Source organism: Sphaerotilus sp., from assembly GCF_034519685.1.
Classification (GTDB): Bacteria; Pseudomonadota; Gammaproteobacteria; order Burkholderiales; family Burkholderiaceae_C; genus Sphaerotilus.
The window spans coordinates 2261526-2282110 of sequence record NZ_JAXHOF010000006.1 but is presented as its reverse complement, the minus strand read 5'-3'; the positions used below and the strand labels follow the sequence as shown (position 1 = coordinate 2282110).

Below are 20585 nucleotides of genomic sequence, written 5' to 3'. Positions count from 1 at the left end.
CTGACCCGCCCCGCGCGGTCCCCCATGCTCCAGTTCAAGTCCATCACGCTGCGCCGCGGCGTCAAGATCGTTCTCCAGAACGCCTCCTTCACGCTGCAGCCCGGTGAAAAAGCCTCGCTCGTCGGCCGCAACGGCGCGGGCAAGTCCTCGCTGTTCTCGCTGCTGACCGGGCGGCTGCAGTCCGACCAGGGCGAGGTCGAGATGCCTCCCCGCTGGGAAATCGCCGAAGTCGCGCAGGACATGCCCGAAACCGAGACCGGTGCCACCGAGTTCGTGCTCGAAGGCGACCGGCCGCTGATGGCCGCCCGCGCCGCGCTGGCCGCCGCCGAGGAAGCCGACGACGGCCTCGCCATCGGCGAAGCGCACGCGCTGCTCGGCGAGGTCGGCGCCTTCGATGCACCGGCCCGGGCGCAGTCGCTGCTGCTCGGCCTGGGCTTCCGCGTCAGCCAGCTCGACGCGCCGGTCAACAGCTTCTCCGGCGGCTGGCGGATGCGGCTGCAACTGGCACGGGCGCTGATGTGCCCGGGTGACCTGCTGCTGCTGGACGAGCCGACGAACCACCTGGACCTGGACGCGCTCGTCTGGCTGGAGGCGTGGCTGCTGCGCTTCGACGGCACGATGCTGGTCATCAGCCACGACCGCGAATTCCTCGATGCGGTCACCAAGGTCACGCTGCACCTCGACGAGGCCCAGGTCACCCGCTACGGCAGCAACTACAGCGGCTTCGAGATGATGCGCGCCGAGCGCATGTCGCAGCAGCAAGCTGCCTTCGCCAAGCAGCAGGAGAAAGTCGCTCACCTGCAGCGCTTCATCGACCGCTTCAAGGCCAAGGCGAGCAAGGCCAAGCAGGCCCAGAGCCGTGTCAAGGCGCTCGACCGCATGACCAAGCTGGCGCCGATCCTGACCAGCGCCGACTTCGAGTTCGAGTTCCGCGAGCCGCAAAGCCTGCCGAACCCGATGCTGGTGATGGACGAGGTATCGGTCGGCTACGGCGACAACACCATCGTCTCGAACATCAGCAAGTCCGTGCTGCCGGGCCAGCGCATCGGCATCCTCGGCGCCAACGGCCAGGGCAAGTCCACCGTGGTGAAGACGCTCGCCGGGGCGATCCAGCGCCTGGGCGGCCACATCCAGGAGGGCAAGGGCCTGTCGATCGGCTACTTCGCGCAGCAGGAACTCGACGTGCTGCGGCTGGAGGAAGGCCCGCTGCAGCACATGGTCCGGCTGGCGCGCGACGTCGGCCCGGCCGCGCGCGAACAGGAGCTGCGCGACTTCCTCGGCCGCTTTCGCTTCACCGGCGAGATGGTCGGCCAGGAGGTCGGCTCGCTGTCGGGGGGCGAGAAGGCGCGGCTGGTGCTGGCGATGCTGGTGTGGCAGCGCCCCAACCTGCTGCTGATGGACGAGCCGACCAACCACCTGGACCTGACCACCCGCGAGGCGCTGAGCATGGCGCTCAACGAGTACGAGGGCACGGTGATGCTGGTCAGCCACGACCGGGCGCTGCTGCGCGAGGTCTGCGACGAGTTCTGGCTGGTGACGGGCGGCGAGGTGCGACCCTTCGATGGCGACCTGGACGACTACCAGAAGTGGCTGCTGGAGCAGAGCAAGGAGATGGCCAAGCGCGCCCGTGAGGAAGACCGGGCGATGCTGGGCAAGCCAGTGGCGGCGGCTGCGGCGCCGGTGGCCGCGCCCGTCGCCGCCCCGGTGGCCGCACCGCCGGCGGCCATCCCCAGCCGCGACGACCGCAAGGCCCAGACCGCCGCCCGGTTCAAGCTCGCCGAGCTGACCAAGCCGCTGAAGAAACAGCAGCAGCAGGCCGAGCAGGCGCTGGAGGCCGCGCAGCAGGACCACGCCCGCGTGCTCGCTGGACTCGGCGACGCCAACCTGTCCCCGGCCGCCCGCGCCGAACAGGGCCGCAAGCTCAAGGAACTCGACGATCGCATCGCTGAGCTGGAGATGCGCTGGCTGGAGCTGGGCGAGCAGATCGAGGCGATGGGCGCGGGCTGAACGCAGGTCACGGGGACCGGTCCGGCGAGCCGGTGCCAGCCCCGCCCCGCCGCGGCGTCAGTGCATCAGCGCGTCCACGCCCGACACCGCCAGCTCGTGAGACGGCAGGTGCTGCTCCAGCCACGCGAGGTCAAGGCCCAGGTGCACCACGAGTTCGCCCTGCGTCGACAGCAGCCCTTCGGTGACCGAGAGCCCGGCTTCCCGGCAATCGGCGACCACGCTCGCCAGCCGCAGCACGGCGGCGAGCCGCGAGAACGGTCGGGTCTCCAGCGGCTCGGACGCTGCACGGAAGGCCTCGACCAGCACGGTCGGGAAATGCCAGTGCCGCGCCAGCTCGGCCGTGACCTCCGGGTGGGCGACACCGAACAGCACGGTCTCGAAACCGATGCGGCTGTCCAGATCCTTCGCCTGCAGACCCGCCTGCCGGGCATGGTCAGGGTCCACCATCCACATCAGCAACTGCCCCGTGCGCAGCATCAGCCCCCCCAGATAGGCCATGTCCTCGTCCAGGTCCAGCGACCGGGCGATGGGCTGCGCGTAGGCCGCCACCGCCATCGTGCCGCGCCAGAAATTCAGCCGATCGAAACCCTGGATCGACGGGAAGGCGCCGACCATGCTCGCCGAGAGCGTCAGGTCGCGCAGCGTGCGCATGCCCAGCGAGGCGGATGCGTCCTTGAGCGAAGCGACCGTGTGCGAGGGCGAATAGCGCGAGGAATTCGCCAGCCGCAGCACCTTGGCGGCCAGCGCTTGATCCCGGGCAATCAGACCAGCGACTTCCGGCAAGGGCAGATTGTCGTCATCAAACGAACGCAGGAGCTTGTGGGCAACCTCGGGCATGGCAGGCAAGCTGCAGGCGCGTTGAACGAAGGGCTCGATTGGGGACGGGATGGAATGGGGCACGTTCAGTTTCCTGGAGCAGCGTTGGAATCTGGGTCTTCGACGCCGAAATCCCCGACTTGAGCCGGGGAGACTACTTAGAATCCGGCCAAGGTTCTTGATGTGTTCAAGAGATCAGCGAGATCATCCAGTGACATGCCCCGAAGTTTCCATCGTGCTGCCGACCTTCAACCGCGTCGATGTGATCGGCCGGGCCATCGCCAGCATCGTCCTGCAAAGCCACGGCGGAGTCAAGTCTGAAGTGCAACAGTTTTGGCGGCAAGCGCCTGCCGCTGGGCGAGTTTTGTCTGGACGAGTTCGGTGTAGACCTCGCGAGGAGTACGGAAGCCGAGGATCTTGCGAGGGCGGTCATTGAGCATGGACTCGATGTAGGCGAGCTTCTGCGGGGTGACGGTGGACAGGTCAGTGCCCTTGGGCAGGAACTGGCGCACCAGGCCATTCATGTTCTCGTTGGAGCCGCGCTGCCAGGGGCTGTAGGGCTCGCAGAAGAAGACCGGCATGCCGGTGGCCTCGGTCAGCTCCAGGTGGCGGGCCATCTCCGAACCGCGGTCGTAGGTGAAGCTCCTGCGCAGCTCGGGGATGACGCCGTTGAAGCGCCGGGTGAAGCCGTCGAGGGCGTGGGTGGCGGTGCAGCCATTCATCTGGGTCAGCAGCACGAAGCGGCTGTGGCGTTCCACGGCGGTGCCGATGGCGCTGGCGTTGCGAGCCCCCTTGATGAAGTCGCCCTCCCAGTGGCCGGGCACCAGCCGGGCGTCCACCTCTGCGGGGCGCTCGCTCAGCGGCACGAGGTTGGCGATGTTGCCGCCCTTGCGGCTGGTGCCCCGCGCACGCGGCATGCGCTTGGTGTGGCTGCGCCGCAGCTCCCCGATCAACTCGGTGCGCAGCTCGCCACGCGGCACCATGTAGATCGCCTGGTAGATTGTCTCGTGCGAGACGCGCTGCGTCGTGTCTTCGGGGTTCATCAGCTTGAGCCTGCCTGCGATCTGTTCGGGTGACAAGGCCCGCTCAAGCTCGTGGCGCACCCACTTGCCCAGCGGCGTGTCGAACTGCTGGCCGAGCTTGCGCACCCCGGCCTTGGCCTGCACCCGGCGCCGGGCGGCCTGTTGCTGCGCAGTCGCCACCAGGTAGCCCCGCTTCGGGTGTCGATTTCGCGCCAGCTCCCGGCTGATCGTCGAGGCCGAACGCCCCAGTTGCACGGCGATCTGTCGCTGCGTCAGCTTCTGCGTGACCAGCAGCCCAAGCTGCGTGCGCTCTTCCAGACTCAGGCTTGAATACTCTTGTCCCATTGGCTCAACCTGTTGTTTTCATTGCCGTGTTGCACTTCAGTTTAGAGCGTGCCCACCGGGACTGGGAGTTGCTTGTCATCGACGACGGCTCCACCGACGGCACCATCGAGCGCCTGACCGGCCTCGACCCGAGGATCCGCTTCATCCGCCAGGCCAATCAGGGCGTGGCCGCCGCGCGCAATACCGGCATCCAGCAGGCCAGAGGCCGCTTCATCGCCTTCATGGACTCCGATGACGAGTGGCGGCCGGGGTTTCTGGCGCTGACCACCGCCTTTTTGCGCGCACACCCCGATCAGCACTGGGTGGCCACGGAATCCCACGAAGACCTGGGCGACGGATCCACCCCGATTCACCACAGCCGCCACGACATTCGCCATATTTACCTGGGGTTTGCGCGCTCCATCGGCTCCCGCTCGCTGGAATTACCGGCTGACAGCGACGACGATTATTTGAGAATTTTCGAAAATGCCGAATTGGTCGACGACTGGGGCCGGGACATACTGGCCAGCCTGGGGCGGCCCAAGGCGCTGGTCTACCACGGCTCGGTGCTGCAGCACATGCGCTGGGGGTATCTCAACTGGTTGCCGGCAACGGTGTGCACTCGCCATGCGGTGGAGGTGGCCGGTCCGTTTCCGGTCCAGTACCGCAACGCCAGTGACCTGCGGTTCTTCTCGGCCCTGGCCCGGGCGTTTGCGTTCAACCTGATCGGTGTGCCGCTGGCCATCAAGTACGACCGCGCCGCCGGCAACCAGCCGCTGACCCAGGCCCACCTCGCCACTGGCGCGGGTGCCTACCGCTTCGAGCGCAGCAAGCTGGCCTGGTACGACGACACCTTCGGTCCGTCCGCCGCACACGATCCGGAAATCGCCCTGCTGCGCCGGCACTACTGTCTGGAGGTCGCCCACCGCGCACTGGCCGCTGGACACCGCGAGGTGGCCCGAGAGCACCTGCGCCAGGCGGCTGCCTGGCGCACGCGGCTGTGGCGGGCCTGGCCCATGCAGGCCTTGTGCGGGCTCATCCAGGACGACCAGCGCCTCGCGTCCGTGTATTCACGCAGCATCCGCCTGCTCGACATCGCGGCGCGTCTGCTGACGGGTCGCCTGTCGCCGCGCACGCTGCCCACCAAGGTCTGGCACCGCGCGCTCGGCGTTTCCACGGCCGCGCTGATGGTCGGCAGTGGCCTGTCGCTCACCGACATCGCGCTGGCCGATCTGGCCAGCCTCCTCGGTTCGACGGCGCCGCACCACGAGGACTGAACAGGCACCGGCGGCGCCAGGGCCAGCGGAGAATGCACCGCCCGTTGCGTCTTCAGTCCAGCGGCCGCAGCGCCGCCAGCTCCGGCCCGGTCAGCACCCGCAGGTGCAGCTCGCCGTCGTGCGTGGCAAGCCCGTGCAGCTCGATCGACCGCTGCGTCTGCAGCAAACGGACCAGGTAGCCGAGGATGGCCGCGTCGATCACCTGCCCCGGCACCAGCACCGGAATCCCCGGCGGGTACGGGGCACGATCTGGTCACAGCAGACGCGCCCGACCAGCGCCGCATTCGGCTGGCCCGCGTCGTCCAGCAGCGGCAGCCGCTCGCCCGCCTCGTAGAACGCATCGCGCGGCAGGCAAGCCAGGCGCGTGAAATGCGGGATCTTCGGCAGCCGCGTGGTCGGGCGCGGCGTGCGGCGCTCCTTCTGCGCCTGCTTGGCCAGGCGGAGCATCGCGTCGAACAGCCGCGACACCTTGCTGCGCGTCGTGCCGATGGTCAGCAGCAGCGTGATCGTGCTGTGCGTGTTCTTCTCGATCTGGAGGTTGAAGCGCTCGATCAGCTCGTCGCGCAGCTCGTCCGCGCCCCAGCCGGAGGCCGAGATGTCGATCGTCAGCTTGGTCGGGTCGAGCCGGATGCCATCGCCGCGCACCTCGTCGGACAGCAGCTCGTCCAGCCCCAGCACCCGGAATGCCCCCGTCGCGTTGATCTTCTCGCGCAGCTCGGCGGCGAACTTCAGCGAGCGATCGAGCAGCGTGTAGCCCTCCATCACCGCCTGCTTGCGCGCCACGTCGAGGCTGGCGATCAGGCCGTATTGCGGACTGGTGGACGCGTGCATGTTGAAGTTCTCGCGGAACAGGTGCTCGTCGAAGTCCGGGTCGTTCACATGGATCATGCTGGCCTGCGAGAACGCGGACAGCACCTTGTGGGTGCTCTGCGTCACGTAGTCGGCGCCGGCCTCCAGCGCCGTCGGGCGCAGCGTGGGGTGGAACCGGGCGTGGCCGTACCAGGCTTCATCGACGATGACCTTGATTCCGGCCGCGTGCGCCGCGGCGATGATCGGCGCCAGGTCGTAGCGCAGGCCGTCGTAGGTGCAGCTCGTCAGGATCAGCACCTTCGCGTCCGGGTGGTCGGCGATCGCCTGCAGCACGCGCGCCCGCGGCACCGGTCCGAACAGCCCGTGACGCGCGTTCACGGACGAGTCCAGGTAGACAGGCCGCGCGCCCGACAGGATGACGCCGTGGTGCACCGACTTGTGGCAGTTGCGGTCCAGCAGCAGCGTGTCGCCGGGGGCGAGCAGCGTCTGGAAGATGACCTTGTTCGAGGTGGAGGTGCCGTTGGTGGCGAAGTAGGTCTTGCGCGCACCGAAGGCCTGCGCGGCCAGCCGCTGCGCCTGCGCGATCACGCCGGTCGGGTGCAGCAGCGAGTCCAGCATCGGCACCGACACCGACAGGTCGGCGCGCAGCATCTGCTCGCCCACGAAGGCGTGGAAGTCGCCGACCCAGGGACTGGCCTTGTAGGAGTCGCCACCCGCATGGCCGGGGGTGTGCCAGCTGTCCTTGGCCTGCGCGACGTAGCGGCGGAGCTGGTCGTAGAACGGCGTGGCGGCGGTCTCGGCCACCTCGGCCGCGAGGATGCGCCGCCAGCCGGCGTGGTCGGTCTCGCTGCGGAAGAAATAGCCGTCCACCGCGTCGCCGGCCAGCTCCTCCACCAGCAGCTTGGTGTCGTCGTCCTCCAGCATCAGGTAGAGCGACAGCTCCGGGCGCAGGTGGGCGATGGCCTTGGCGAGCTGGACCGCGCCGCGGTCGGCGTCGTCGTGGTGGTCGATCAGCACGATGTGCAAGTCCCCGTCGCGGCGCACGGCGTCCAGCGCCGCCTCGCCCGGGTCGCTGGCGAAGGCGATCAGGGACACCGGATCGTCCGGCCGGGCGACGGCGTTCAGGTCCGCGACGATCTGGTCGCGCCGGGGGAGGTCGTCGCTGACGACGAGGATGTGGCTGGTGGGCGGCATGGCGGACAGATCCTCACGCGGCGCCCAGCATCTCCAGCAACGTCCGCGCCACCACCTTCGTCGCCCGCCGCAGATCCTCCAGCACCAGATGCTCATCCGCCCGCTTGGCGTTGGACTCGCGCACCGTGCGCGGCCCGGCGCCGTAGATCACCGCCGGGATGCCGCGCTCGCAGTACAGGCGCACGTCGGTGTAGAGCGGCGTGCCCGACACGGGGATCTCCTCGCCGAAGACCGCTGCGCCGTGTGTCGACAGCGCGTCCACCAGCGGCTGGTTGCCCGGCAGCGGCTGCAGCGCGTGCGCCATCAGCAGGCGGCGGATGTCCACCGACACACCCGGCCGGATCAAAGCCGCCTCGGTGATGACGCGGCGGATGTCGGCCTCGACCTCGGCCGAGTGTTCCTCGGGGATCATGCGGCGGTCGAGCTTGAGCACCACCTTGCCGGGGATGACGTTGGTGTTGGTGCCGCCCTGGATCAGGCCGACGTTGATGTACGGGTAGTCGATGCCCGGCACCTTCGAGCGGATCGTCGCCTTGTAGCGCGCGTTCTCGGCGTACAGCGCGTTCAGGATCGCCACCGCGCCCTGCAGCGCATCGACGCCGCTCTCGGGGATCGCCGCGTGCGCCATCACGCCGTGGACGGTGACCTCCATCTGCAGGCAGCCGTTGTGCGCCGTGACGATCTGGTAGCTGAAGCCGGCGGCGATCTCGTAGTCCGGTTTCGTCAGGCCGTGTTTCAGCAGCCAGCCCGGGCCGAGTTCCCCGCCGAATTCCTCGTCGTAGGTGAAATGCAGCTCCACGCCGCCTTTCAGCGCCACCTCGCCCTGCGCGCGCAGCGCCTCGATGGCGCGGGTGGCGAAGGTGAAGGTCGCGAAGTCGCACTTGCTCACCGCCGAGGCGCGGCCATAGAGCTTGCCGTCGACGATCTCGCCGCCGTAGGGGTCGTGGGTCCAGCCTTCGCCGGGTGGGACCACGTCGCCGTGGGCGTTCAGCGCGATGACAGGGCCGCCAGCGTCGTAGGCGCGGCGCACGATCAGGTTGGTGATCGACTCCAGCCCGTAGTCGCGGACCTCCTGCGCGGGGACCGCGTGCTTCTCGGCATCGAAGCCGAAGCCAGCGAGCAGCTCGGCGGTGCGCTCGGCGTGCGGGGCGTTGTTGCCGGGCGGGGTGTCGGTGGGCACCTGCACCAATGCCTGCAGGAAACGCACCTCGTCGTCGAAATGGGCGTCGACCCAGGCGTCAAGCTGGGCGAAGCGGTTGGGGGCGGTGGTCATGCGGAGTGCTCCGTGTTGAGTTGTTCGAGCAGGTCGGCGAAGGCGCGCACGGCCAGTTCGGTGTCGTCGTTGGTGGTGGATTCGAGGGGGTTGTGGCTGATGCCGGCGTTCAGGCCGCGCACGAACAGCATCGCCTGCGGCATGACCTCGTGGAGCTTCATGGCGTCGTGGCCAGCGCCGCTCGGCAGGCGGTGCACGGGCAGGCCGGTCGCCGCCACCGCCCGCTCCCAGCGCGCCTGCCACGCCGGATCGCTCGGCGCCGCCGAGGCGCGCATCGTCTCGTCGAGCGCCACGGCCACGCCGCGCCGCTGGCAGATCGCCGCCAGCTCGGTGCGCACGTCGTGCAGGCAGGCGTCCCGCGCCGCGTCGGTCGTGGCGCGCAGGTCGAGGCTGAAGCGGCAGCGGCCGGGCACGACGTTGATCGAGCCGTTGGGCACCTCCAGGATGCCGACCGTGCCGACCACATCGGGCACCGCCGCCGCGCGCCGCTCGACGAACAGCGCCAGCTCGGCCACCGCCAGCGCGGCGTCGCGGCGGCGGTTCATCGGCGTCGTGCCGGCGTGGCTGGCCATGCCGGTGACCTCGCCGACGAAGCGCACGCTGCCGTTGATCGAGGTGACCACACCCAGCGGCAGGTCCAGCTCGTTGAGCACCGGCCCCTGTTCGATGTGGACCTCCACGAAGCCGAGGTAACGCGCCGGGTCACGCCGCAGCGCCGGAATGTCATCGAGGCACAGCCCCGCGTGCTGCATCGCGGCGCGCATCGTCACCCCGTCCGCGTCCGTCTGGTCGAGCCACGCCGGGTCGAACTGCCCGACCAGCGCCCCCGAGCCGAGGAAGGTCGCCTTGTAGCGCTGGCCCTCTTCCTCCGCGAAGCCGACCACCTCGATGCCAAACGGCAGCCGCCGCCCGGCGCGGTGCAGTTCCGCCACCACGGCCATCGGCACCAGGATGCCCAGGCGGCCGTCGTACTTGCCACCGTTGCGCACCGTGTCGTAGTGGCTGCCAGTGAGCAGGCGCGGTGCGGCGCTATCGGTGCCGTGGTAGACGCCGACGACATTGCCCACCGCGTCGATCTCCACGTCGTCGAAGCCGCAGTCGGCCTTCATCCAGTGCGACAGCCGCTGCGCACAGGCCCGGTGCGCGTCGGTCAGGTAGGTGACGGTCAGCTCGCCGCGCTCGGCGTAGCCGGGGTCGCTGTGCTGCGCGAGCTTCTCGGCCCAGTCCCACACCCGGTTGCCGAGGTCGGGCGACACGCCGAACTTGTCGTTCAGGCGGATCTCGGCGATGCGGTGGATGTTGCGCAGGCACTCGTCGCGCTCGACATCCACCGGGTTGCCCAGGCGACGGGCGAAAGTGGCGATGATCTCGTGCCGTCCCAGCCCCAGGCCACGCGGCCCGCGCACGGCCAGGATGAAGGGGAAGCCGAACTTCGCGTTGTAGTCGGCGTTGAGCTGCAGGAGCTGCGCGAACTCGGCCGGCGTGCAGTCGGTCAGGCCCGCCTTGCCCTGTTCGTTGGTGGACTCGGCGGTGAGCGTCTTCGACACCATCGCCTTGCCGGCCAGCTCCGGGTGGGCGCGGATCAGCGCGAGCTGCGGCTCGGTGCCCGCCTCGCGCACGACGCGGACCAGCGCATGTTTCAGGTGCGCGAGGCCCGTGAACGGGCGCAGCGCGGCGGCCCGTTCGGCGATCCACGGCGAGTGCTCGTAGGTGCCGTCCAGCAGCGCGACGAAGTCGGCGGGGGTGGCGGCGTTGAGTTGTTCGATCGTCAAGGACATGGCGTCATTCCCACACGAAGGCGGTGTCGGCGTTGAAGGGATGCACCTGCTGCCAGTGGCGAGCGATGTCGATGCGGCGGCAGACCCAGACGCGGTCATGCGCCTGCACATGGTCGAGGAAACGCTGCAGCGCCCGCATCCGCCCCGGCCGGCCGAGCAGCCGGCAGTGCATGCCGATGCTCATCATCGATGGCCGCTCGTCGCCTTCGGCGTAATGGACATCGAAGGCGTCGCGCAGGTACTGGAAGAACTCGTCGCCGTGGCTGTAGCCCTGCGGCAGCGCGAAGCGCATGTCGTTGCAGTCGAGCGTGTACGGCACCACCAGGTGCGGCGCCAGCGTGCCGTCGGTCTTCTTCACCTGCAGCCAGAACGGCAGGTCATCGCCGTAGTAGTCGCTGTCGTAGGCGAAGCCACCGAAGTCGGCCACCAGGCGGCGGGTGTTGGGGCTGTCGCGGCCGGTGTACCAGCCGAGCGCGCGCTCGCCGGTCAGCCGCTCGATGATCGCCATCGCCTCGTCCAGGTGGGCGCGCTCGGCGTCGGCGTCGATGTTCTGGTAGTGGATCCACTTCAGGCCGTGGCAGGCGATCTCGTGGCCCAGCTCGCGGAACGCCGCCGTCACCTCGGGCGAGCGCTGCAGCGCGCTCGACACGCCGAAGATGGTCAGCGGCAGGCCGCGCCGCTCGAACTCGCGCAGGATGCGCCAGACGCCGACGCGCGCCCCGTATTCGTAGATGCCCTCCATGCTCAGGTGACGCGCCGCGAAGGCAGGCGGGTTGAACATCTCGGAGAGGAACTGCTCGCTGCCGGCGTCGCCGTGCAGCACCGAGTTCTCGCCGCCCTCCTCGTAGTTCAGCACGAACTGCACGGCGACCCGGGCCTGGCCGGGCCACTGGGCGTGTGGCGGGTGGCGGCCATGGCCGAGCAGGTCGCGGGGATACCGGGGAAGAGGAAGCGGTGTGGTGGTCATGTCAGCGGGTTGGTTGACGTGTATGCCAAAGTGTATACACTTTGTCCGCCACTGCAAATACCCTCGCCGACTCCCTTGGCAACACCCTCGAAAGGACACGAATGGGCCACCTCAGCACCCACGTACTCGACACGATGAACGGCTGCCCTGCCGCGGGCATGGCCGTCCGCCTGGAGCGCATCCACGCTGACCGTGTCGAGATCATCAAGACTTTGCACCTGAACCACGACGGCCGCAATGATGGCGGGCCGCTGCTGAACGCACAGGAGATGGCGGTCGGGCGCTACCGGCTGGTGTTCGCGGTGGCAGCGTACTTCCGGGCGCGCGGCGTGGTGCTGCCGGAGCCGGCCTTCCTCGACGAGGTGCCGCTCGACTTTGGCATCGCCGATGCGGCGGGGCATTACCACGTGCCGCTGCTGGCGAGCCCGTGGGCGTATTCGACCTACCGAGGCTCCTGATCCAGCCTGGCGGCTCGGGCTTCCGGGCACGGGAAATCCCGCATCTTTTTGGTGCACAGAACTGTATACACTTTGAACACGTCGCCGCGGAGCCCCGCTTTCATGCGCGGTTGCGACGTCTGCTCCTCACAGAGCCCGCTGTGGTGAGGGGATGGCACGATGCCTGCACCGGCACTGTGTCGTCCGCCTGCTGAGGAAATCCATGGATACCACCTACCTGTTCGACTGGCTCAACCTGCTGCTGCGCTGGGCCCATGTCATCACCGCCATCGCCTGGATCGGCGCGTCGTTCTACTTCGTGATGCTGGACAACAGCCTCTCGCCGCCCACCCATGACGACCTGAAGAAGAAGGGGGTCGACGGCGAGATGTGGGCGGTCCACGGCGGCGGCTTCTACCACTCCAACAAATACATGGTGGCGCCGCGCTGGCTGCCGCTGCCACAGAACCTGCACTGGTCCTACTGGGAAAGCTATTCCACCTGGCTGACCGGCTTCGGGCTGTTCACCACGCTCTATCTCTACAACGCCGGCACCTTCCTGGTCGACAAGACGGTGTTCGACTGGACGCCGGGTGCGGCCATCGGCGCGGCGCTGGGTTTCCTGGCAGCGTTCTGGCTGATCTACGACGGCATCTGCCGCACGCTCGGCCAGAGGAAGAACGGCGACATCGTCGTCGGCACCTGCGTCTTCGTCTTCGTGGTGTTCGCGTCCTGGCTGGCCTGCCAGCTCTTCGCGGGCCGTGCGGCCTTCCTGCTGGTCGGCGCGATGCTGGCCACCGCGATGAGCGCCAACGTGTTCTTCTGGATCATCCCCGGCCAGCGCAAGGTGGTGGCCTCGCTGCGTGCCGGCGAGACGCCGGACCCGGTCCACGGCAAGCGCGGCAAGCAGCGCAGCGTGCACAACACCTATTTCACGCTGCCGGTGCTGATCGCGATGATCTCCAACCACTACGGCTGGCTCTACCAGGGTCCGAACAACTGGCTGGTGCTGGTGCTGCTGATGCTGGCCGGCGCGCTGATCCGCCACAGCTTCGTCGCGCGCCACAAGGCGCATGTGCTGGGCAAGCGCACGCCGTGGGAACACGCGGTCGCCGGCACGCTGGTGCTGCTGGGTCTGGCGATCTGGCTGGCGCCGCCGCCGCCGAGTGCCGCTGCACAGGCCGCTGCCGCCAAGCCGGTCTCCTTCGCCGAGGTCAAGGCGGTCATCGACCAGCGCTGCACGATGTGCCACAACGCGCAGGTGCAGAGCAAGAACGTCGCGCTGCACACGCCGGAGCTGATCCGGCAGCATGCCCAGGCGGTCTTCCAGCAGGCCTCGGTGCTCAAGCTGATGCCGATGAACAACGCCACCCAGATCACCGAGGACGAGCGTGCGCTGATCAAGCGCTGGTTCGAGGCCGGCGCCCCCACGGCACCCTGAACCGCACGAACGCCCCTTTCTCCGCTTCCCCCTGAATTTCCCTGACCTGCCGGGCCTCGGGCGCCCGGTGCGGCCGCCGCATGCCCGAACGACACGAGGAGACAAACACCATGTCAACAACCACAGTCCACCCGGTGGACGAGAAACTGCCCACCGGCCGTCTGGCCGCCCTGGGCCTGCAGCATGTGCTGGTGATGTATGCCGGCGCGGTCGCCGTGCCACTCATCATCGGGCGCGCCCTCAAGCTCACGCCCGAGCAGGTCGCGCTGCTGATCTCGGCCGACCTGTTCTGCTGCGGTCTGGTGACGCTGATCCAGTCGCTGGGCTTCGGGCGCCATTTCGGCATCAAGCTGCCGGTGATGATGGGCGTGACCTTCGCGGCCGTCGGGCCGATGGTGGCGATGGCCAATGCCGGCGGCGGGGTCGACGGGGCGCGGGCGATCTTCGGCGCCATCATCGGTGCGGGGCTGATCTCGCTGCTGATCGCGCCGCTGATGAGCCGGCTGCTGCGCTTTTTCCCGCCCGTGGTCACCGGCACCATCATCGCCATCATCGGCATCAGCCTGATGCGGGTCGGCGTGGGCTGGGCGCTGGGCGGGCCGGCCAACCTGGCGCAGAGCGTGGACGTGCCCAAGCTGGTGGCGATGGTCGATGTGGCCAAGGCCACGGCGGAGGCGGCCTCCGCCCCGATCAAGCTCGGCCCGATCCCGATGGCCGACAACCCGAAGTACGGCGCGCTCGACAACCTCGCCATCGCCGCCTTCGTGCTGGCGGTGATCCTGGCGCTGGCCAAGTTCGCCCGCGGCTTCATCGGCAACATCTCGGTCCTGCTGGGCATCGTCGCCGGCTGCGTCGTCGCGGTGGCAATGGGCAAGATGGGCTTCGACAAGGTCGCCAAGGCGAGCTGGTTCGAGTTCGTCACGCCCTTTGCCTTCGGCATGCCGACGTTTGATCTGGTGATGGTGCTGACCATGACGCTGGTGATGATCGTCGTGATGATCGAAAGCACGGGCATGTTCCTGGCGCTGGGTGACATCACCGGCAAGCGGGTCAGCCAGCAGGAACTGTCGGCCGGTCTGCGCGTCGACGGCCTGGGTACCGTCATCGGCGGCATCTTCAACACCTTCCCCTACACCAGCTTCTCGCAGAACGTCGGGCTGGTGGGCGTGACGGGCGTGAAGAGCCGCTGGGTTTGCGTGGCCGCGGGCGTGATCATGCTGGTGCTGGGGATGCTGCCGAAGATGGCCGCGCTGGTCGAGTCGGTGCCGACCTTCGTGCTCGGCGGCGCCGGGCTGGTGATGTTCGGCATGGTCGCCGCCACCGGCATCCGCATCCTCTCGAACGTCGATTTCAAGCGCAACCAGCACAACCTCTACATCGTGGCCATCTCGATCGGCTTCGGTCTGGTGCCGCTGGTCGCGCCGCGCTGGACGCAGCAGATGGCGCACGGCCTGCACCCGCTGCTGGAGTCCGGCATCCTGCTGACCTCGATCTCGGCGGTGGTGCTGAACCTGTACTTCAACGGCGGCCGGGGGGACACGACGGCGGAGTCGGTGGAGGCCTCGAAGTCGTTCTCGGGCGGGCATTGATGTCCGAACTGAAACACTGACCCACGCGATGCCACGCCACCACCCACCCAAGCGGGCATGAAGCCGATCGGCTGGACAACTCGTTACCATGCGGGGCCCATGTCCAGCCATCCCCCATCCGTCCCACCGGCCGCTCCCGACCATTACCAGACCTTGGGCCTGGCACGCCATGCCGAGCCCGTGGTCGTCAAGGCCGCCTACCGGGCGCTGGCGTCGCTGTACCACCCTGACCGCAACCCGGCCCCGGACGCCATCGAGCGGATCCAGCGCATCAACATCGCCCACGATGTGCTGTCCGACCCCGTGCGCCGGCAGGCCTACGACGCCACGCTGCTCGGGCACCACACGCCTGTCCCAGCCCCTGCCACACCAGACGACGACAGCCCCGATCCGCTGGCGGAACGCTGGAAACTCGCCGCCGGCTTCTTTCCCGAGATCCGCAGTCTCCATGCACGGCTGGAGCGGCTGTCGGGGCAGATGGGCGACGAGTTCCGGCTCCACCTGTTGCAGCACCAGCAGTTCGCGGAGGCCCCGGTCTTGGCCGAACGCCTGCGCACCGAGTTCATGGGCCGCCATTTCGGGACGGACGTGGCGCTGCTCGACTACGCTGAGCAGCTGCTGCTGGCCCGCGAGATCGACGCGGCGCGGTTTGTCAGCCAGGTCGTCTCGGTGCTGGGCAGCAGCGTCACGGTGGACAGCGTGCGCGAGAAGATCGAGCAGCGCTTTCCGCGCTCGGTCCAGAGCCTGCAGAAGCGGGCGCTCTACGCCCGGATCGCCCACACCACCCACACCACCCACAAGGCCGACGGCACCCCGCCCCTGCGGGAAGCCATCCAGCAACTGGTGGGCTTGTGCGGCGGTGTGGTGCAACGCCCCTTGCTGCGCGCCGGCGGCACGCTGCTGCTGGGCGTGCACGATCTGAAGTTCGAGGACGACGAGGAGCTGCGCCAGCTCGTGGTGCGCCGCCTCGCGGCCGAGTGCGGCTGAGCCAGACATGGTGGGCGGCGCATGCCGATGCGCCCGTTGCGCCACTCAACCCGGGAAGCGGAACCTGGACACCTGTTCAGCCAACAGCAGGGCCTGCACCTTCAAGGCATCGGCGGCCGTGCTCGTCTCCCGGACCAGACGGTGGTCCTGCTGGGTCACCCGGTCGAGTTCGATCACGGACTGACCGACATCCATGACGCTCTGCGCCTGCGCGCGGGTGCCGACGGCAATCCCTTCCAGCAGGGTGTTCACCCGCCGGGAGGCCTCGACGATGTCGCCCATCGCGCTACCGGCATGCTGCACCACACCGGCACCGGCATTGACCCGCTCCACGCTCTGGCCGACCAGCGTCTTGATTTCCCGTGCCGCACCCGCGCTGCGCTGGGCCAGCGAGCGCACCTCGGAGGCCACCACGGCAAACCCTCGGCCCGCCTCACCGGCGCGGGCAGCCTCCACCGCCGCGTTGAGCGCCAGGATGTTGGTCTGGAAGGCGATGCCGTCGATCACGCCGATGATTTCACCGATCTGTCTCGACGACGCATGGATGTCGTGCATCGTCGAGACCACCTGCTCGATCACACGCCCGCCCCGCTCGGCAGCCTCGACATTCAGACGCCCGATGTCGGTCGCCTGCAGCGCATGGTCGGCCGTTTCGCGCACGGTGCGCCCGATCTGGTCCATGGCACTGGCCGATCGCTGTAGCGATGCACCGGTCTGCTCGACATGGCCCGTCAACTCCGCTGCGCGGGTCGCGATCCGCTGACCATCGCTCACGATGCCTTCTGACGATTGGCGAACCTGCTGGACGATCGCGCGCAGGGCGCTCTGCATTTCGCTCAAGGTTCCCATCAGCGAAGCCGCTTCGTCCTTGCCCCAAGGACGCGGAACGGTGGTCAAGTCCCCGTCGGTCATGGCGCGCAGGTGCCGCCGCACCTCGCCCAGCCCGCCTTGGACCACAAAGGAAAATGCAACGAACATGTAGGCCACCAGCAGCAGGCTCACCGCCGTCACGGCCAGGATCAGCGTGCGCTCGACCACCATGCTGCGGACACGCGCCTGGATCAGCGCATCGAGTTCCGCCTGGACGGCGGTCTGCAGCGCGGCAGAGCGATCGGACACGGTCTGCCGTGCGGCCAGCAATGCCGACTGCTGGTCAGCCGTCCAACCCGCTTCGCCCGCGGCGGCCACCAGGTTCTGCAGCTTGTCCAGACTTTCCTGGACCGGGGCATAGGCCAGGCGCTGCACGAGCGGCGGATGCAGGGCGCCGATGTTGTCGAGCGCCTGCCGAACCTGGGCATCCAGCTGCACGCCGACGGCACGCTGGGGCAACACCATCGGGGTGGCGCCCGACGGACTTCCCTCGCGGACCGCCATGGCGAGGGCCAGGTCGGCCAGCGCCAGCGAGGACTCGACCATCCGCGGCAAATCGATCAGCCCCACCGCGATCAGGTAGTGCGGCACCAGTTCAGGGTCCATCGCGAGACCGCCACCATCCACGGCACGCGCCAGCAGGTTCAGCGCGGCCTCGACCGCCTGTGTCTGGCGCTTGTGGATCGCCAGCGGGTTCATGCCCGCTTTCGGTGCGGCCTTGTCGAGGTTGGCCTGCAGCACCCCCAGGGCTTCCGTGGAGCGCAACTGCTCGCCGTGCACGGCGTCCAGGGCGGCGATGCGCTCCCGCTGACGGGCAATGCCCTCGCCCACGGCCTTGACCTCCTCGCCCAGCGCATCGGAACCCGCCAGCGCAATGCGCTGTCGCCGCTGCTGTTGCATCAACGGCAGCAGCGCGAGCACCTCGCGCGCGTAGGCCAGCCCGATCCGTTCCCGCTCGGTCAAGGACATCTTGTCCGCCACCTGGCGCAGATAGACCGTGCTCAGCAGCACCAGCGGAATCAGGAACAGCACCGAAATCAGGATCGACTTGGAGCGAAAGCTCAACACCCGAAACAGCCGCACACCGGGCGCCCAGAGACCGTGGTGAGCGAAGAAACCGTCCCGACGACCTGCAGACCGTGCTGCCAGACGATCTGCCGTTGAGGCGAAATGCATGTCTTGTTTTCCGTAGGGTATTCAGAAGCAGCTGTACCTGCACCAGACCTGCGTGCGTAGCGCACTGGCCATCGCCATCGCTGACATTGCCATCGCTGATATCGACATCGCCGGGCAGGAATGTAGGCACGCACAGCACCTTGACGCCGCCATCAATTGCCTAAGAGCGGCTAACAAAACCAAACACCCGTCACGTCAGATCCGAGCGATGCTGAGGGGATGAAACAGCAAGAAATCAGTGCGGAGTTGTGGGAACACATCCGCCCGCTGCTGCCAGAGCCCAAGCCCGCCAGTCCTCGCGGAGGGCGCCCCCGTATTGCCGACGAACTCGCGCTCAACGGCATCGTGTACGTCCTGCGAACGGGCATCCCATGGGAAGAGCTGCCTCAAGCGCTGGGCTGGGGCAGCGGCATGACGTGCTGGCGACGACTCCAGCAGTGGCACGAGGCGGGTGTGTGGCACGGGCTGCACATGCTGCTGCTGGAGCATCTCAGGCGCAACGACGCGCTCGACTACAGCCGCATGTGCATCGATGGCTCCAGCGTGGCCAGCCCCCGGGGGGGCCGCACACTGGGCCGAACCCGACCGACAGGGGCAAACTCGGCTCCAAGCGCCATGTGCTGACTGACGCCAACGGCACGCCGGTGATGTTCTGCGTCACGGGCGCGAACCGGCATGACTCGGTGGTGTTCGAGGAGATGATCGATGCGCTGCCAGCGATCAAGGGCAAGCCCGGCAGGCCCCGGCGCTGGCCCGACAAGCTCCATGCGGACAAGGCCTACGACTGCAAACGCTGTCGCCAGCATCTCAGGCGGCGGGGCATCCGGGTGCGCATCGCCCGCAAGGGCATCGAGAGCAAGGAGCGTCTGGGCCGTCACCGCTGGGTGGTCGAGCGCACGCATGCGTGGCTGGCGGCCTTCGGCAAGCTCCGGGTGCGCTTCGAGCGCAGCATCACCACCCATGTGGCTCTTTTGTCCCTGGCCTGTTCCATCATCTGTCTGCGGACTCTGCGCAGGTTGTGTTAGCCGCTCTAAAGCTGGTGGCTTATTGACCGATAGGCACCTCAGTTGCGCCGATGCGCACCCTCACACCACCAGACAACGACATCCATGCTCCTGCGCCGCAAGCCCTCCACCGGACCCGTCAACTCCACACCGCTGCTGCGCATGGTCAGCCTGGTCAGTCTGGTCAGTTTCGCGGCCATTGCCAGCGACCAGACCTTGCCGGCCGCCACCGACGCCGACAAGGCATGGCTTCTGCCGCCCCTGCCCATCGTCGCCGGCAACCCCATCACCCCGGCCAAGGCCGAACTGGGCAAGATCCTGTTCTTCGACCCGCGTCTGTCGGCCAACGGCACCATCTCCTGTGCCTCGTGCCACAACCCCTCGCTGGGCTGGTCGGATGGCCTGAAGACCGGCATTGGCATCAATGGCACCGTGCTCAACCGTGCAACGCCCACCATCGTCAACATGGCCTACAACACCCAGTTCATGTGGGATGGCCGCAAGAGGTCACTGGAAGAGCAGGCCCTCGGTCCGATGAAGACCCCTGAAGAGATGAAGACCGATCTGAAGGAGATGGTCCGCATGATGGAATCGGTGCCGGGCTATCGGGAGATGTTCGACAAGGCCTTCCCTGGCGAACCCATCAGCGAGGACATCGTCGCCAAGGCGCTGGCGACATTCCAGCGGACAGTCGTCTCGACCAATTCGCGCTTCGACCGCTGGCTCGAAGGGGATCGACAGGCGCTGACGGTGCAGGAATGGCGTGGCTACCAGGTGTTCAAGGATCCGGCGCGTGGCAACTGTGCGGTCTGCCACTCTGGTGCCAACTTCACCGACAACGGCTTCCACAACATCGGCATAACCCAGGCGGAAGGCTCGCCGGACACGGGCCGCTTCAAGGTGCGTGCCCTGGCCGTCCTGAAAGGTGCGTTCAAGACGCCGACGCTGCGGGACGTGGCACTGACAGCGCCTTACTTCCATGACGGCTCGGCCCCCACGCTGATGGATGTGGTGGAGCACTACGACCGAGGGGGCGATGACAAGCGCAACCTCTCGAAGGACATCCGGCCGCTGCACCTGAGTCCGTTGGAAAAAGAGGATCTCGTGGCCTTCATGACCGCCCTGAACGGCCAGGGGCCGCATGTCACCCTGCCACGCCTGCCCCAGGCACTCCCCCTGCCGCACAAGGCAGCCCCCACCACGAAGACCCTCGCCCATGTGCGAACCGGAGACTGAGCATGCCTCGACATGATTTGACCCCCCCTCGCCACATCAGCACCCTGGGCCTCTGCCTGCTGGCCGCAGTGCTGGCCTCGGCACACGGCACCGCCCTGGCCGCCGAGCAGACCGTCTCCCAGAAAGGCAAGGCGTTCAGCGTCAAGAAGCTCAAGGTCAAGGTCGGGGATTCCGTGAAATTCCTCAACGAAGACCCCTTTTCGCACAACGTGTTCTCCCTGTCGGATGCGAAGAATTTCGACCTGGGCAGCTACCCGCAAGGCGGCGCCAAGAGTGTCACCTTCGACAAGGCGGGCACGATCGAGGTGGAATGCGCCATCCACCCTGACATGGCCATGGTGATCGAGGTTGAAAAATGAGCGGCGCACCACGCCGTG

At 67.9% G+C, this 20585-nt stretch carries 17 protein-coding genes; 9 read left to right on the top strand and 8 right to left on the bottom strand.

Translation table 11 applies throughout. The annotated features are described in order from the left end of the window. Positions 1-24 precede the first annotated feature (24 nt). Positions 25-2007: an ABC-F family ATP-binding cassette domain-containing protein gene (locus U5O44_RS21315; RefSeq protein WP_322590377.1), complete on the top strand. Its 1983-nt coding sequence runs from the start codon at positions 25-27 to the stop codon at positions 2005-2007. A gap of 57 nt (positions 2008-2064) precedes the next feature. Here the strand turns inward: U5O44_RS21315 and U5O44_RS21310 are convergent, their stop codons facing one another. Together U5O44_RS21310 and U5O44_RS21305 are read right to left on the bottom strand one after the other, a co-directional pair. Continuing rightward, the gene (locus U5O44_RS21310; protein ID WP_322590376.1) at positions 2065-2844 is read right to left on the bottom strand and encodes an HDOD domain-containing protein; all 780 of its coding nucleotides are present in this window, start codon (positions 2842-2844) and stop codon (positions 2065-2067) included. Between the two features lie 290 nt (positions 2845-3134). Then, positions 3135-4190 (bottom strand): IS30 family transposase, encoded by a 1056-nt coding sequence (locus U5O44_RS21305; RefSeq protein WP_322588856.1) that lies wholly within the window; start codon positions 4188-4190, stop codon positions 3135-3137. A gap of 26 nt (positions 4191-4216) precedes the next feature. Between U5O44_RS21305 and U5O44_RS21300 the strand changes: the two genes are divergently transcribed. Further along, complete coding sequence (locus U5O44_RS21300; protein WP_322590375.1) at positions 4217-5446, top strand: glycosyltransferase family 2 protein; 1230 nt, start codon at positions 4217-4219, stop codon at positions 5444-5446. Between the two features lie 52 nt (positions 5447-5498). Here U5O44_RS21300 and U5O44_RS21295 read toward each other — a convergent pair whose 3' ends face one another. The 5 genes from U5O44_RS21295 to puuE are packed head-to-tail and all read right to left on the bottom strand — an operon-like array spanning position 5499 to position 11468. Then, positions 5499-5666 (bottom strand): hypothetical protein, encoded by a 168-nt coding sequence (locus U5O44_RS21295; RefSeq protein ID WP_322590374.1) that lies wholly within the window; start codon positions 5664-5666, stop codon positions 5499-5501. After that, entirely contained in the window at positions 5645-7450 is a 1806-nt protein-coding gene (locus U5O44_RS21290) for an aminotransferase class I/II-fold pyridoxal phosphate-dependent enzyme (RefSeq protein ID WP_322590373.1), read from the bottom strand. Before U5O44_RS21290 ends, U5O44_RS21295 begins: the two co-directional genes overlap by 22 nt. 13 nt (positions 7451-7463) lie before the next feature. Further along, positions 7464-8723, bottom strand: a complete 1260-nt coding sequence (locus U5O44_RS21285; RefSeq protein WP_322590372.1) for a M20/M25/M40 family metallo-hydrolase — start codon at positions 8721-8723, stop codon at positions 7464-7466. After that, on the bottom strand, positions 8720-10501 hold the full coding sequence (uraD, locus tag U5O44_RS21280; RefSeq protein WP_322590371.1) for a 2-oxo-4-hydroxy-4-carboxy-5-ureidoimidazoline decarboxylase: 1782 nt from the start codon (positions 10499-10501) through the stop codon (positions 8720-8722). Before uraD ends, U5O44_RS21285 begins: the two co-directional genes overlap by 4 nt. A gap of 4 nt (positions 10502-10505) precedes the next feature. Further along, positions 10506-11468 carry an allantoinase PuuE gene (gene puuE, locus U5O44_RS21275; RefSeq protein ID WP_322590370.1) on the bottom strand — a complete coding sequence of 321 codons (963 nt, stop codon included), beginning with the start codon at positions 11466-11468 and terminating at the stop codon, positions 10506-10508. Positions 11469-11569: 101 nt separating this feature from the next. On the opposite strand from puuE, the gene uraH reads away from it, so the two are divergent. The 4 genes from uraH to U5O44_RS21255 all read left to right on the top strand — a co-directional run bounded on the left by uraH (position 11570) and on the right by U5O44_RS21255 (position 15922). Beyond that, positions 11570-11926: a hydroxyisourate hydrolase gene (gene uraH, locus U5O44_RS21270; protein WP_322590369.1), complete on the top strand. Its 357-nt coding sequence runs from the start codon at positions 11570-11572 to the stop codon at positions 11924-11926. A 202-nt stretch (positions 11927-12128) separates the two neighbouring features. Continuing rightward, entirely contained in the window at positions 12129-13346 is a 1218-nt protein-coding gene (locus U5O44_RS21265; RefSeq protein ID WP_322590368.1) for a urate hydroxylase PuuD, read from the top strand. Between the two features lie 110 nt (positions 13347-13456). After that, positions 13457-14935, top strand: a complete 1479-nt coding sequence (locus U5O44_RS21260) for a nucleobase:cation symporter-2 family protein (RefSeq protein WP_322590367.1) — start codon at positions 13457-13459, stop codon at positions 14933-14935. A gap of 99 nt (positions 14936-15034) precedes the next feature. Further along, on the top strand, positions 15035-15922 hold the full coding sequence (locus tag U5O44_RS21255) for a J domain-containing protein (protein WP_322590366.1): 888 nt from the start codon (positions 15035-15037) through the stop codon (positions 15920-15922). 45 nt (positions 15923-15967) lie between these two features. Here the strand turns inward: U5O44_RS21255 and U5O44_RS21250 are convergent, their stop codons facing one another. Beyond that, positions 15968-17860, bottom strand: coding sequence for a methyl-accepting chemotaxis protein (locus U5O44_RS21250; protein ID WP_322590365.1), 1893 nt, complete (start codon positions 17858-17860; stop codon positions 15968-15970). Between the two features lie 327 nt (positions 17861-18187). Here U5O44_RS21250 and U5O44_RS21245 point away from each other — a divergent pair. The 3 genes from U5O44_RS21245 to U5O44_RS21235 all read left to right on the top strand — a co-directional run bounded on the left by U5O44_RS21245 (position 18188) and on the right by U5O44_RS21235 (position 20567). Next, positions 18188-18993, top strand: a protein-coding gene (locus U5O44_RS21245; RefSeq protein WP_322587122.1) for an IS5 family transposase whose coding sequence is annotated in 2 segments (ribosomal slippage) — positions 18188-18518 and positions 18518-18993 — 807 coding nt in all. Because the reading frame shifts where the segments join, the coding sequence is not laid out codon by codon here. Positions 18994-19077: 84 nt separating this feature from the next. Next, positions 19078-20208: a cytochrome-c peroxidase gene (locus U5O44_RS21240; protein WP_322590364.1), complete on the top strand. Its 1131-nt coding sequence runs from the start codon at positions 19078-19080 to the stop codon at positions 20206-20208. 2 nt (positions 20209-20210) lie between these two features. Then, positions 20211-20567, top strand: coding sequence for a cupredoxin domain-containing protein (locus U5O44_RS21235; RefSeq protein ID WP_322590363.1), 357 nt, complete (start codon positions 20211-20213; stop codon positions 20565-20567). Positions 20568-20585: the final 18 nt, after the last annotated feature.

What these genes read in the sequence shown, in the direction of transcription:
- U5O44_RS21260 (WP_322590367.1), top strand. Translation starts at nt 13,457, where the DNA reads ATGTCAACAACCACAGTCCACCCGGTGGACGAGAAACTGCCCACCGGC.
- U5O44_RS21315 (WP_322590377.1), top strand. Translation starts at nt 25, where the DNA reads ATGCTCCAGTTCAAGTCCATCACGCTGCGCCGCGGCGTCAAGATCGTT.
- uraH (WP_322590369.1), top strand. Translation starts at nt 11,570, where the DNA reads ATGGGCCACCTCAGCACCCACGTACTCGACACGATGAACGGCTGCCCT.
- U5O44_RS21290 (WP_322590373.1), bottom strand. Translation starts at nt 7,450, where the DNA reads ATGCCGCCCACCAGCCACATCCTCGTCGTCAGCGACGACCTCCCCCGG.
- U5O44_RS21235 (WP_322590363.1), top strand. Translation starts at nt 20,211, where the DNA reads ATGCCTCGACATGATTTGACCCCCCCTCGCCACATCAGCACCCTGGGC.
- U5O44_RS21265 (WP_322590368.1), top strand. Translation starts at nt 12,129, where the DNA reads ATGGATACCACCTACCTGTTCGACTGGCTCAACCTGCTGCTGCGCTGG.
- U5O44_RS21255 (WP_322590366.1), top strand. Translation starts at nt 15,035, where the DNA reads ATGTCCAGCCATCCCCCATCCGTCCCACCGGCCGCTCCCGACCATTAC.
- U5O44_RS21305 (WP_322588856.1), bottom strand. Translation starts at nt 4,190, where the DNA reads ATGGGACAAGAGTATTCAAGCCTGAGTCTGGAAGAGCGCACGCAGCTT.
- U5O44_RS21240 (WP_322590364.1), top strand. Translation starts at nt 19,078, where the DNA reads ATGCTCCTGCGCCGCAAGCCCTCCACCGGACCCGTCAACTCCACACCG.
- uraD (WP_322590371.1), bottom strand. Translation starts at nt 10,501, where the DNA reads ATGTCCTTGACGATCGAACAACTCAACGCCGCCACCCCCGCCGACTTC.
- U5O44_RS21285 (WP_322590372.1), bottom strand. Translation starts at nt 8,723, where the DNA reads ATGACCACCGCCCCCAACCGCTTCGCCCAGCTTGACGCCTGGGTCGAC.
- puuE (WP_322590370.1), bottom strand. Translation starts at nt 11,468, where the DNA reads ATGACCACCACACCGCTTCCTCTTCCCCGGTATCCCCGCGACCTGCTC.
- U5O44_RS21310 (WP_322590376.1), bottom strand. Translation starts at nt 2,844, where the DNA reads ATGCCCGAGGTTGCCCACAAGCTCCTGCGTTCGTTTGATGACGACAAT.